Origin of the sequence: Legionella sp. W05-934-2 (assembly GCF_964199965.1) — a bacterium.
Classification (GTDB): Bacteria; Pseudomonadota; Gammaproteobacteria; order Legionellales; family Legionellaceae; genus JAFIFT01.
In genome coordinates this window covers 121,954-135,222 of sequence record NZ_CAXMZT010000003.1, presented here as the reverse complement: position 1 = coordinate 135,222, position 13,269 = coordinate 121,954, and the positions used below count along the sequence as shown (strand labels likewise).

Below are 13,269 nucleotides of genomic sequence, written 5' to 3'. Positions count from 1 at the left end.
AATGACATTTGTGGTGACAGAACAATGCATCAAATGCAAGTACACTGACTGCGTGGAAGTTTGTCCAGTGGATTGTTTTTATGAAGGCCCGAATTTCCTGGTGATTCATCCTGATGAGTGCATTGACTGCGCATTATGTGAACCGGAATGTCCTGTTGAAGCGATTGTTTCGGAAGATGATTTAACCCCAGAGCAAGCTGAATTCAAGCAACTGAATGCTGAGCTAGCGGCACATTGGCCCAATATCACCGCTAAAAAGGATGCCCCTGACGACGCGAAATCATGGGAAGGGGTCGAAAATAAACGTGATATGTTAGAAACTCAGTGGGAGAGCTGACAGGATTAACCGGTAGTTTGCTTAGTCAAACAAGCCGGGTATTTTCTAACAATGGACGATTAACAACGGCAATTGCTGGCTATCATCCACGGAAAGCACAGCAAGAACTCGCAAAAGCCATTGCCCAATGTATCGAAGACAATGGGCAACTTGCGGCTGAGGCAGGAACAGGCACGGGAAAAACATTTGCCTACCTCGTTCCCGCACTTTTATCTGGCAAAAAAGCGATTATTTCTACTGCAACAAAAACCTTGCAAGACCAACTGTTTAATAAAGATTTACCCCAACTCATTAAAGCCTTAGGTATTTCAGTCAAAGCGATTAATTTAAAAGGTCGTTCCAATTATATTTGCTTATATCGGACTCACTTATATGCCAGTGAAGGCCATTTTGAAACAAAGCAACAAAGCCATGATATGGCATTTATACGTGAGCAGTTAGGTCGACTAAAGACAGGCTTGCGAACAGAGTTACCTGAAATTGCCGATGATGCACCTGTCTGGCCTTACGCTACATCAACAACAGACAATTGTTTAGGCCAGAAATGTGGCTTTTTTAATGAGTGCTTTTTAGTTGATGCTCGCAAAAAAGCTCTGGAAGCAGATGTTGTCGTCATTAATCATCATTTATTCTTTGCCGACTCTGCGTTGAAGCAAGAAGGCTTTGCCGAGTTGCTACCCGGAGCGGATGTCATTATTTTTGATGAAGCCCATCAGTTGCATGAGATTGCAACACGATTTAATGGAAAGCGTCTTGGAACAAGGCAAATTGAGGACTTTCTCTCAGATTTGCAAAAGGAGTGGCCCTCTGATGTCAAATCCTTGGATTGTTTAAACAATTATGTGGTTACCATCAATCAACATATTAGCCAATTGCTTCACTTATGTGGGCCTGCTGAGTCACGGAGCGAGTGGCAAAAATTGTGGCGAGCTCCCCCATTTCAATCGACATGGCTTGCCCTGCAACAATTATTAATGGATTTGAAAGAAGATATTAAGCCCTATCTGCATGAAGAAAATAAAGGATTAGCTCGATGTGATGAACGCCTGCAAGAAATTGTTGCACTCTTTGTACCAATTCAAGATAACGCGGATTCCATGATCCTGTGGGTAGAATCCTTTAGAAAGTCGATTGTTGTGCACATGACCCCCCAATCAGTTGCTGAACAATTTTCCCAACTTGTTAGCTATGCCAGAAGAAGCTACATATTCACGTCTGCAACGTTAACCATGGCTGATTCGTTTGAATTTTTCTTAAAACCTCTGGGGTTAACTAAAGCAAAAACGGCGATTTACCCCAGCCCTTTCGACTATTGGCAACAAGCCTTGTTATATTTGCCCAGGCATTTGCCCGATGTCAAAGACCGCGATTACCATGACAAACTGATCGAGCAGGTTTTACCTGTCATTGACGCATGTGGTGGGAGAACGTTTTTCTTATTTACCAGCCATCGCGCATTAAAGCAGGTTGCAGCTAAGCTACAAAATACACTAAAATATCCTCTTTTAATACAAGGTGAAGAATCAAAAACCATACTGCTGTCTCGTTTCCGTGATTTAGGGAATGCGGTGTTGTTGGGGACGTCGACGTTTTGGGAAGGCGTCGATGTGAAAGGGGAGGCTTTATCGTGTGTGATTATCGACAAGCTGCCTTTTGCAAGCCCCGAAGATCCCATCAACAAAGGCAGGATTGCCTATTTACGATCCCAAGGGGTGTCTGCGTTTGATGCCTATTCGTTACCCCAAGCCGTCATCGCATTAAAACAAGGGGTTGGCCGATTGATACGTGATTCACAAGATGTCGGTCTCTTTGTTATCGGTGATCCCCGATTAGTTGGTCGCGATTATGGGCGACAGATATTCGCTAGTTTGCCGCCGGTAAAACGAACAAGAAGTCTCATGCAAACGTTGTTATTTATTGAAAACATAGGTCTAGGATATGAAGTGGTTAGCACTTGATTGCTCAACGGATACCGCCAGTGTCGCAGTGGGAGAAAATCAATGTTTGGGTAGTCGACAACAAGTCGGTGTCCGCACCCATTCCCAAAAACTCCTCCACATGGTAAATGAGCTCTTATCCGAGCAACAGTGGTATCCAGAGAGTTTAGATGCTATTATCTTCGGTCGCGGGCCAGGTAGCTTTACCGGTTTGCGCGTTGCTTGTAGTGTTGTACAGGGCATGGCATTTGCTCATGATCTTCCTGTCTACCCGGTGAGTGGTTTGCAATCCATTGCCCATCACCTAAGATTAAAGGGAGAAAAGGCTCCCATCCTAGCCGCCGTTGATGCCAGGATGAATGAGCTTTATTGGGCTATATACTCCGGCAAGACAATGGTTTTGGCTGAGGAACAAGTAAGCCATGCCCAGCAAATATCCCTGACTGATAACCGTTTTGTGATAGCCGGTGTTGGTGTTGAGGCATACTTGCCCCAACTAGGGGAGGAAATACGGCAACGTATTATCCAGGTTCTTACCATTTATCCGAATTTAGAGGCTATGGTTGATTTAGTATTGAACAAACATATTGAGCCTGTCACCGCTATTCAGGCTTTGCCAGTGTATATTCGCAATCAGGTAACTCAAGGAGCATCTGGTGGATAAAAAATTATTAGATATTCTCGTTTGCCCCCTTTGTAAAGGTAAGCTCAAATTAAAAGACAACGAGCTGATCTGCTTATTTGATCGGTTAGCTTATCCCATCAAGGATGGCATTCCAGTCATGCTTGAGCATGAAGCACGTCTTATCCCTCTGGAAGAAAAAGAACAATTATGACCCCATTCCACATTATCATACCCGCTCGCTTTGCATCGTCTCGTTTGCCTGGCAAAGTTTTGATGACGATTAAAGAAAAGCCTATTCTACAATTGGTTTATGAGAGAGCTTGTATGACAAGTGCTGCTTCGATAACGATAGCCACCGATGATGAGAAGGTTCTTGACGTTGCGCGCCAGTTTGCCGACAATGTTGTCATGACCTCCACCAACCATTTGACCGGAACGGACAGATTAGCAGAAATCATTAAGAGAGGTTCCTATCCGGCAGATGCTTGTATTGTGAATGTTCAAGGGGATGAACCTCTAATTGAACCGATTCTTATTGAACAAGTGGCAAATAATTTAAATCAAAGTCAGTGTGATATTGCAACCTTGTGTTGGCCCATTGAGTCAAGCGATCAGCTAACCAATCCAAATGTGGTCAAAGTTATCAGGAACCAAAAGCAGCAAGCCATCTATTTTTCTCGTCAAATGATCCCTTCTCAATCCAGTGCTACACTCAATGTGGATGGGTATTTTCGTCATATTGGATTGTATGCTTATCGAGCAGAATTCTTGCGAACTTGGGCAAATTATGCTCCATGTTGGCTTGAGCAACAAGAAAAGCTTGAGCAAATACGTGCACTCTGGTATGGTCATACCATTTACGTTGATACTGCTAAAGTTTTACCCAGGCAAGATATCAATTGCGCAGAAGATTTGGCAATTGTACGTGCCCTGATGGAACCCAAAGAAACGATATAAATGGGCTCACAATGGTGCAAATACAATCATGTCTTTCTTTCTGTGCTAAACTCGTGTTATTTTTAAACTGGATCCTATAACTTCTGAGGGTATGCTTATGAAACGATTAATCAATTTAGGTCTAATCTGTTTTTCATTGGTAGCGAAAGCTTCTGTACCATTCAACCATATTGTTGTCTTTGGCGATAGTCTTTCCGACAACGGCAACGCATTTGAGAGAACTCAGCATTATGTCCCCCAAACTCCGCCTTATTTTCAAGGGCGCTTTAGTGATGGCCCAGTTTGGATTGAATATATAGCAAAAGCAATATCGACCGAGGAGAATTTTTTACAAGATTATGCATTAGGCGGCGCGGGTGTGACAGCAGAGAATGACGATATTGATGGGGTGTTTACGTTAGCAAATGAAGTAAAGGATTTTCTGCAAAATAATAATCAAGTTGCCGATGAGGAGAGCTTGTATGTCATATGGATTGGTGCCAATAATTATCTAATTTTACCCGATGATGAAGATGAAACCGTCGACACCGTTAAACAAGGAACTTCTAAAGCGTTAGATAAGCTAATCAATGCCGGTGCAAAACATTTTCTTGTTTTGAATCTTCCCGAGTTGAGTAGAACGCCGCTTGCAAAAAGCATGGGTGAAGAGGAGCATGATAAATTAGCACGGTACACCCAAAAACATAATGCCATGCTTGACCAAGTCATGGAAACGTATCGTAAAAAACATCCCGATGTGCATTGGTATTTTTATAATGTTCATCAAATGTTTAACAAAGCGCTTGAAACACCTGAGAACTATGATATCACCAATGTGACTGATATGTGTTTTGAGGAAGATCTTGCGGCCAATGTCAGATTGCAGCCGGTTATTCGCATGGAGAAGCTATTTAATATCGCCCCTCCTAGCGATTGTGAACACTACTTATTTTTTGATCCCGTTCATCCCACTGCTAAAGCGCATCAGATCATGGCTAAAGAAGTATTAGCAGAGTTGTCGGATGTTTTTGATACCTCTTCAACGTCCTAAAACGCTATGTTACGGCAATTCTTACTGGGATGTTTGCTATTGCTAAACGGCACAGGGTTGTTGGCTTCGCCAACAACCCTGACTATCGACGAACAGACCAAACTGCCTTTTTGGCCAAGCACAAGTCATTCTGCAGGTGGTTTATTATTGGTCCAAGGGACAAATAGCCATGCTCAACATTTATTGACAACTTTGGCTGAAATTTTATCGAAGAGGGGCTGGTCCGTCGCGGTGGTGCCTTCTTCGCTATCCTCTGATAAATTTACGGAGCAATTATCCTCCTATTTAGCTATTTTACGCCAAGAAACCCAATTAAAAATTGGTATTATTTGGTATGGCGACGATTATCACCAATTACTGCACTATTTTTCACAGCCTCAAGCAAAACAAGTGAGTGGTTTGGTATTGATTTCGGCGTTTCAATACCCAGACGTAAAGGTAAATGACCCATGGCAGATCCGTTTTCCAGTTTTAGATATCGTTGGGCAGTTTGATAATCGTCTGGTGATTAAGGATTATTCTCAGCGTCAGTTTTTATTTGATAAAAACTATTATTTTAAGCGGACTATTCCAGGCGCTGGGCCAGATTATCATTACCAAGAGAACCACCTTTCGGCAGAAGTTGATAATTGGCTAACAAAAGTGCCGAGTCCTAAGATCGGTCGAGTATTCTAGGGCACGCTCTAGTTAGCTCCATCCTCTTGCTTCGCAGATTTCATCGTAAGCCTTACTGATCGTTTGCGTTTTATCGGTTGCCATCTTAATCATTTCTTCCGGCAATCCTTTTGCAATCAGTTTATCCGGATGGTTCTGGCTCATTAAGCGACGATAAGCCTTTTTTACCTCTTGTTTGCTTGCGCTGGCGGGGACTTCTAATATCGCATAAGCGCTGGCAAGGGGGTCGTAGTTATGGGGGCGAGTGTATTGCTGGTTATACTGCTGGTTATCTTGTTGCTTTTGATAGGTATGTTGGCGTTGTTGTTGCTGTTTTTGCTGATATTTTTGTTGCTGATCCTGGAAAAAGTCTTGGTAAAAGCGGAATTGTTTATTCAGTGGGGCAAAATCAAGAAAACGAAGGACGCGATTAAGGGCATCGATTTTCTCTTGATTGAGTCCATCGATACAGGCTGCCCGATATTGAATGTCAATAAATAGTCTTAAAAGCTCCGGACGATTTCGACAATGTGTCTTTAGCAATGTTAATGTGTGACCTAAGTTAAAACTGGGTTGTTTTCCTTGGTGAAATAACCCCTTAGCCTCCTCTTTTTGAACTTTCGATAGTTTCATTTCACTCATGAGTTGGCGAGCCAAATCAATTTCTCGCTCAGTTACTCGGCCATCTGATTTAGCAATATGTCCCATGATTAAAAAAGTAGATTGAAAAAAAATTCGTTGGATGACTTGTCGTTTTTCTTTATGGAACAGGTACAGTGGGTTAGTGACATTTTTGGCCAAGCCGCGATCAAAGAAATTGCCAATCAAAAGGCCAAAAAACATGCCAACAGGGCCTGCTACTAGGTACCCTAGTATAGCGCCGAGTATCTTGCCGACCCAAAAGCCTAAAAATGAAAAATCATCCACACTCGCCTCACAATTTATTGCATCTCACAGTATTTTGACGTTGCATGGGATATTTTAGCATATAATGTTTCGATTCTGTTATACTACACTTTTTACTAAAACAGTTTGTTATGCATCATCTTTACAATCTATTTCTCCGCTTAGCCATGCCTTTTGTTTTTCTGCGCCTTTTCGTTAAGAGTCGCAAATTACCAGCTTACCGTTATCGTATTGGGGAGCGTTTTTCGAGACAGGCTAATTTGCGCCAAGTTGATATTTGGATACACGCCGTATCGCTTGGCGAAGTCATAGCTGTTTCTCCGTTGATCAACGTTTTGTTGGAAAAGGGTTATCAATTAATGGTAACCACGACCACACCGACTGGGTCAAAAAAATTAATGGATATGTTTCAAGGTCGGATTCAACACCAATATTTGCCCTATGATTTACCCACGTTGCAATATCGTTTTTTACAGAAAATAAAACCGAAACTTATAGTGTTGATGGAGACGGAGATTTGGCCAAACTTGGTAGGCGAAGCAAAGAAAATGGGGGTTAAAATTGCTATTATTAATGCGAGATTATCGGAACGATCCATGCATGGCTACGGAAAAATTGCACGGTTAATAGCACCTGTTTTACAATCCGTGGATGCCATTTTGGCGCAAAGTGATACAGATGCGCATCGCTTTCGCCGCCTAGCGAACCATCCTAGTAAACCGGTGATAGAGGTTTTAGGCAATATTAAATTTGATCAACCTATGCCAGCTGATAAAGACAACCTACCGATGCAAACCATGCAAAAGCAATGGGGAAAAGACAGACCAGTCCTTATCCTAGCTAGTACGCATGACGATGAAGAACGACAAATTCTAAATCATATAAGTACAATCAAGGCAGCTTCACCGCATGTGCTGATTTTAGTTGTTCCCAGACATCCCGAGCGATTCCATGCTGTCTTTGAGCAAATTCGGGAATTAGGCCTTGTGACCTATAAACGTAGTGAACCTGATAAGATTCAGTCCAATGCCGAGGTGATTGTGATTGATTGTGTCGGTGAGCTCATGCAGTGGTACTCATTGGCAAAGGTGGCGTTTGTGGGCGGAAGTTTGGTCCCCGTGGGGGGGCATAATGTATTGGAGCCCGCCATGTTAGGCATCCCCGTTTTGACAGGACCTCATATGCATAATTTTACGCATATTGCTCAAATGCTCCATGATAGGCAAGCGATGATTTTAGCCAATACTATCTCAGAAGTGATTGAATCTGTGGTGAGACTTCTCAACAATGAAGAGGATTGTCAACAAATTGCCAAGGCGGCAACCCAAGTATTAGTGGAAAATCGGGGGGCAATACATCGTTACCTTGAGTGGATTGCAAGAGAAATTAACGAACCATCTTTCCAACAAAAGCCAAAGCATTCTTAAGGCGAGACCTCATTCATGGCGACGAATCAAAAGTGTGCATGTTCGGCGCTCATTTCGTTATTGGTAGCAATGAATGGGATGAGGTACCCCAGTAGTCAGGCGCTTAAAAATTCGATAGTATAAATTATCAGCCATTTAACCATGGATACCATGAAACATCCTCATATCATCGAACGCTTACGATTTCTGTTCCTATTTCTCGTATTAGTTGGGTATTTGTTGTTGAACGCTAGTCAGTTATCCATAGCAAACCTTCAAGTTGCTCATTATGTCTTTGTTATTTTGTTATTGTATAGTTTTTGGGTGATTTCGCATGAAAAGCGAGTCATTTGGTTAAGCATTGGCTTTTTGGGTCTGATTGAAATATCGTTATTACCAGGCCTATCCATTTATCCTACCATGACACTGAAGTTCTTTCGCGATATCGTTACCACGTGTTTATTTGCATTGCTATTTGTTTCCTGCGTCAACTTTACCCTGAAAGATGAAAAAGTAAATGTCACGACGTTATTTGGATCGCTTTCAGCCTATTTGTTTCTTGGATTGTGCTGGGCCTACTTATTTCAAGCACTGATGTATGGCAATCCGGATTCATTTAATGGATTACCAACGGATATCAATGATTGGGATAATGATTTTATTTATTATAGCTTTGTCACATTAACCACGGTGGGGTATGGGGACGTTGTACCCAATAGTCCAATGGCAAAGACTTTATCGTGGATGGCGGCCTGTTCAGGGCAGGCGTTCTTAACCATTTTAATGGCCATCTTGGTTGCAAAATTTGTTCAATTTAGGTTTAATAATAAGGAAGAGAACTAGTGCTGTGCTTTAGGATAAAGACGGACAATTCATTTTAAATCGGTTTATGCATTTGTGGGGGGCACATGAGACATAACAAAATACTGTTCTGCTTAATTGCAATGATGATAGCCGCGACAGCACGCGCGGATATTTGCCCGGATCCTCAGACTAGCTCATTGCAATGGGGTGCACCACCTCCACCGTGGCAGCCAAATCCTTACTCGCCCAAACGACCCGAAGGCGATGACAATACTCGCTTTGCTCAAGCTAAAATCTTGCGGGCAGGTTATGGTCAAGGGGTGGTCTGTTTTTATGATACTTCTGAAGGGCGCTATTCAATTTGGTGGCAAGTCAGGGTGCGCATTCCTTCACCATTAGAAACGCAATGGGTCAGTGATTTTGGCGGCTATAGTTGCCAGCAATCATTAAGTGACTGCATGTTCACCACTATTCGATAAACCTTGTTGAGAGACGGAAAAATGAGTGACTGGCTGTCCAAGGCGTCGAATTAAGTAGTAAGCGACTGGCACAACATAGATGCAACATATTGTGCCAAAGCATAGACCTGTAAATATCACCAACCCCAGTTGACCTCTGCTTTCAGCGCCTGCACCATGAGCAAAAAGCAAAGGAAGGGCGCCTAATGCCATTGCTAAAGTAGTCATCAATATTGGTCGTAACCGTATGGTCGCGCTTTCAGTAATCGCCGCTAAGACATCTTGTGATTCATGCAAATGGGCATTGGCAAACTCAGTTATCATAATGCCGTGTTTAGCAATTAATCCGATTAATGTAATCATGCCGATTTGGCTATAGATTGATAGACTTGTGCCGGTGAGAAATAGTGCAAATATTGCCCCACACAAACACAACGGTACCGATAATAAAATAATCAAAGGATCAATGAGACTTTCAAATTGGGCGGCAAGCACCAAATAAATAAAAAATAAGGCAAGAACAAAGGCAAAAATTGCTTGACCATTTGATTCAATAAAGTCTTGGGAACTGCCAGTGAATTGGTAATGGACATCATCAGGTAAGAGTTGTTTGCATAGGTTGTCAATGGCAACAATGGCATCATGCATATCATACCCTGGCGCGATTTCAGCGCTAATATTGGCACTTCGCTGTCGATTCAAATGGGGAAGATTATTGGGAGCAGTATTGGTGCTGACAGTTATCAAATTAGATAATGGAATCATTTTGCCTCGCGCACTTTGCACAAATAACTGGTTTATAATACCAATATCATGTTGGTTTGGTTGATCCAGTTGCATAATCACTGGGTAAGATTGACCGGCAAAATTAAACTCAACCGGGTTAGCACCACCTAACATGGTACTTAACAACTCAGCGATATCACTTAAGTTGACTTGTAAATCATTGGCGAGCTTACGGTTAATCTGCAGTTCTAGTTGCTCACTATCGATGGTTAATTGATTGCGTACATGGGAAAAGATGGGATTTTTTTCCATGGTCTGCGTTATCCCTTTCGCAATTTTGTGTAACCTTTCATAGGAGGTATTGCCGGTTAAGGCAAAACTGAAACTCTGTTGGGAGCTGCTTTGGCCTAAAGGCTGGGGAGATCGAGCGAACACACTCACACCCGTTAACTGGTTAAACTTTTTTGACAACCATTGACTAATTTCTTGTTGACTACGGGATCTGTTTTCCCAAGGGGTTAATTTCAGCAAGGTAAAAGCGGATTCGGGCCTAACTGATGTGAGAAAAGTGGTCTGTTCATCCACTTGGTTATAAATTTTCTCAATTTGTCGAACATAATAGTCGGTGTAGCTTAAACTAGCATTGGTTGGTGAAGATACTGGGGCTATGATATAGGATTGATCTTCTTCCGGGGCGATTTCGGCACCTATTTGATTAAAGCATAGGATGCCTAGGGTCATCAAAGATAGACAAATTAGGCTAAATAGCTTTAGGTGACTGAATACCCACTTCAGACTTTTTTGATACATTTGTCCCAATCGCATGAAGAGATCATTGACTTTGCTACTTAGTCGCGTGGATTTTGTCGTTAACAGATAAGCGCACATCATGGGCGATAAGGTTAAGGCAACGATGCCAGAAATAAATACGGTTAAAGCCAGGGTAATACCAAATTGTTGAAATAGTCGCCCCGTAAACCCCTCAACGAACCCCATCGGAGCATACACAGCAGCAAGCGTTAACGTCATGGCAATGACAGCGAAGGTGATTTCTTTGCTGCCAATTAAAGCTGCTTTTAAGCTGCTTTGACCGTTGTGGATGTGGCGGTGACAATTTTCAAGAACAACGATGGCATCATCCACGACAAGCCCAATAGCTAACACCATGGCAAGCATGGTTAAGGTATTGAGATCGTAACCCATCCAACTCATTGGCGCTAGCACAGCTATTAAACAGATTGGAATGGTGATAATGGGAATAATGGCAGCTCGTAAGTTACCTAAGAACAAGAAAACCACGACGGCAACAAAGAGTGTTGCCTCGACAAACGTTTTCAAAACTTCCTTAATGGATGCTTTTATGTAGCTGGTTGAATCAAAAACGATGGTGGCTTGCATGCCATTATTCAATGTTTGGTTGATGTGATGAATCTCGTTTTTAACACGTTTGGCCAACTCCAAGGGATTGGCCGTCGATTGGGGCAAAATCGCTAATCCAATAGCGTCTTTCCCGTTGATACGCAATAATCGTTCATTGTTATCTTCTGCAACAGATACTTTGCCGATATCACTTAGATGAACAGCAATACCATTACTTTGTGCGATAACCAAATGATCAAATGACTGGGCCTGTTTTACTTTTGCTGAGGTAATCACCGTGTAGTAGCGGTTTGTGCTTTTTATTTGGCCGCTTGGGATGTCGATATTTTGATCGATAAATGCTTTTTTTACTTGAGCGACAGATACACCGCGTGCGGCCATTTTTATCGGATCCAAGGCAATTCGCACAGCATATTCTTTACTGCCAAAGAAATCGACCTCCCCAACGCCAGGAATTTCTTCTAATTCTGGCTTGGTGTAACGTTTGACATAATCTGTGATTTGCAGGGCATCTAAATGAGGCGCATTAAAACCAATAATCGCCACAGGGTTCACGTCCTCGTCCTTTTTATACACGGAGGGCGCTTTTGTTCCCATCGGTAGATGGCTAGCAAGTTCCGCAACATTATTACGGATGTCGTTAACCGCATCAACCAAGTTGACACCCAGTTGGAAATCGACATTTACCCAGCTCTTGCCCAAATAGGAATTGGAGCGAACTGATTTAACACCCGCAATGGTCGATAATGAATTTTCGATGGGGATGGTGATTTCTTTTTCAACGAGTTGCGGATCGGCTCCGGGGTAATTGGTATAAATACTGACAGTTGGCGTTGTGATATTTGGGAGATGCCGTAAAGGCAGTTGTTTAAGGCTTATGAGACCAATCGCGCATATTAGCACCATAAGCACACAGGTAAAGATGGGACGTTTGATGAAAAATTCTGAAAATCCCATGCTTATCCTCTACCGACATCAATGATGTTTGCGCCATCTTTGAGACGGTGTTGACCGCGAGTGATGATTAAACTATCGGCGTCAAGTCCTTTTGTGATTTCAGTCATCCCTTTGTGATGTATGCCAGTTTGAACCATGACGGATTTAGCCTGTTTGTCTATAGCTATAAATATTTTTTGCCCATTGATGGTTGGTATTAAACTTTCTTCGGGGACAAAAAGGCGAGCATGGTCGTTTCCAAACGAATGCGTTAATCGAACAAACATACCGGGTAGTAGCCGATGATCGGTATTGGGTATCTCTGCTTCAATACGAATACTCCGTGTTGCGGGATCTAACGTGGGATCAATAAAGGTTACCTGACCAGAAAACTGCTGGTTTGGGAAGGCATCTGTTTCAAGCACCACCTTTTGACCTTTCCCTAAGTTTGCTAAATATCGCTCTGGGAGGTGGTATTGTAATTTTAAATTATTTTGTGCAACCAACTTAACCAGTGGCTCACCCACTTTGATATATTGACCAACGCTGATATGTCTATCGCCTAGCGTACCTTCAAAAGGTGCCTTGATCTTAAGTTTGTTCAACTGGGCGCGGGTTGCTAGATAGGCGTTTTTTTTCTCTTGCCAATCCGTTTTTAATTCTTCCAACGATTGGTCAGATGCCATGCGTCTTTGGGCAAGTTTATTAATTCGCTCATAATTGCTTTCGCTCAAAGCAAGACGATGCTTTGCTGTTGCCATTTCATTTTTAATCATCGTATCATCGAGCTCAATGAGGAGTTGCCCCCTCTTGACATCACTCCCCGCCGTAAAGCGAATGGCTTTAATTTGGCCGGCATACTCACTGCTGATATCAATTTGATCGGTGCTTTCGAGATTACCCACGGTCTCAAATTTATCAGCCATGGTTAATAGCTGAGTTTTACTCGTTTCGACAGGAATACTTGTAGAGGAGGAATCTGATGGTTGGGTGCGATTTTTGAATACCCAGAGGCCAAACACGAAGACTAGGCCTGCTAATGCAACAATTCCTATCCAGTGACGGTGATTTATACGCATAAGCAGTGATAACAATTTAACGAATTGGTATTAT

The 13,269-nt window shown here is 42.5% G+C and carries 13 protein-coding genes; 10 read left to right on the top strand and 3 right to left on the bottom strand.

Translation table 11 applies throughout. From position 1 onward, the window contains the following. Position 1 precedes the first annotated feature (1 nt). From fdxA to AB3348_RS04180, 7 genes are all read left to right on the top strand, one after another. A complete protein-coding gene (fdxA, locus tag AB3348_RS04210) occupies positions 2-337 on the top strand; it encodes a ferredoxin FdxA (RefSeq protein WP_367606315.1) in 336 nt (111 codons plus the stop codon). Beyond that, the gene (locus tag AB3348_RS04205) at positions 325-2,295 is read left to right on the top strand and encodes an ATP-dependent DNA helicase (protein ID WP_367606314.1); all 1,971 of its coding nucleotides are present in this window, start codon (positions 325-327) and stop codon (positions 2,293-2,295) included. Before fdxA ends, AB3348_RS04205 begins: the two co-directional genes overlap by 13 nt. Next, positions 2,276-2,938, top strand: coding sequence for a tRNA (adenosine(37)-N6)-threonylcarbamoyltransferase complex dimerization subunit type 1 TsaB (gene tsaB / locus AB3348_RS04200; RefSeq protein WP_367606313.1), 663 nt, complete (start codon positions 2,276-2,278; stop codon positions 2,936-2,938). Before AB3348_RS04205 ends, tsaB begins: the two co-directional genes overlap by 20 nt. Next, positions 2,931-3,110, top strand: coding sequence for a Trm112 family protein (locus AB3348_RS04195; protein ID WP_367606312.1), 180 nt, complete (start codon positions 2,931-2,933; stop codon positions 3,108-3,110). Before tsaB ends, AB3348_RS04195 begins: the two co-directional genes overlap by 8 nt. Next, on the top strand, positions 3,107-3,856 hold the full coding sequence (gene kdsB, locus AB3348_RS04190; RefSeq protein ID WP_367606311.1) for a 3-deoxy-manno-octulosonate cytidylyltransferase: 750 nt from the start codon (positions 3,107-3,109) through the stop codon (positions 3,854-3,856). Before AB3348_RS04195 ends, kdsB begins: the two co-directional genes overlap by 4 nt. 97 nt (positions 3,857-3,953) lie before the next feature. Further along, the gene (locus AB3348_RS04185) at positions 3,954-4,886 is read left to right on the top strand and encodes an SGNH/GDSL hydrolase family protein (protein ID WP_367606310.1); all 933 of its coding nucleotides are present in this window, start codon (positions 3,954-3,956) and stop codon (positions 4,884-4,886) included. 6 nt (positions 4,887-4,892) lie between these two features. Continuing rightward, positions 4,893-5,561, top strand: a complete 669-nt coding sequence (locus AB3348_RS04180) for a hypothetical protein (RefSeq protein WP_367606309.1) — start codon at positions 4,893-4,895, stop codon at positions 5,559-5,561. A gap of 12 nt (positions 5,562-5,573) precedes the next feature. Here AB3348_RS04180 and djlA read toward each other — a convergent pair whose 3' ends face one another. Beyond that, positions 5,574-6,467 carry a co-chaperone DjlA gene (gene djlA / locus AB3348_RS04175; RefSeq protein ID WP_367606308.1) on the bottom strand — a complete coding sequence of 298 codons (894 nt, stop codon included), beginning with the start codon at positions 6,465-6,467 and terminating at the stop codon, positions 5,574-5,576. 110 nt (positions 6,468-6,577) lie between these two features. On the opposite strand from djlA, the gene waaA reads away from it, so the two are divergent. The 3 genes from waaA (at position 6,578) to AB3348_RS04160 (ending at position 9,135) form a co-directional block, all read left to right on the top strand. Then, complete coding sequence (waaA, locus tag AB3348_RS04170) at positions 6,578-7,873, top strand: lipid IV(A) 3-deoxy-D-manno-octulosonic acid transferase (RefSeq protein WP_367606307.1); 1,296 nt, start codon at positions 6,578-6,580, stop codon at positions 7,871-7,873. A gap of 150 nt (positions 7,874-8,023) precedes the next feature. Beyond that, a complete protein-coding gene (locus AB3348_RS04165) occupies positions 8,024-8,695 on the top strand; it encodes a potassium channel family protein (RefSeq protein WP_367606306.1) in 672 nt (223 codons plus the stop codon). Positions 8,696-8,760: 65 nt separating this feature from the next. Then, positions 8,761-9,135, top strand: coding sequence for a DUF3757 domain-containing protein (locus AB3348_RS04160; protein ID WP_367606305.1), 375 nt, complete (start codon positions 8,761-8,763; stop codon positions 9,133-9,135). Here AB3348_RS04160 and AB3348_RS04155 read toward each other — a convergent pair. Beyond that, a complete protein-coding gene (locus tag AB3348_RS04155) occupies positions 9,103-12,177 on the bottom strand; it encodes an efflux RND transporter permease subunit (RefSeq protein ID WP_367606304.1) in 3,075 nt (1,024 codons plus the stop codon). The genes AB3348_RS04160 and AB3348_RS04155 overlap by 33 nt on opposite strands. A 2-nt stretch (positions 12,178-12,179) precedes the next feature. Beyond that, positions 12,180-13,235, bottom strand: a complete 1,056-nt coding sequence (locus tag AB3348_RS04150; RefSeq protein WP_367606302.1) for an efflux RND transporter periplasmic adaptor subunit — start codon at positions 13,233-13,235, stop codon at positions 12,180-12,182. Between the last annotated feature and the right edge of the window lie 34 nt (positions 13,236-13,269).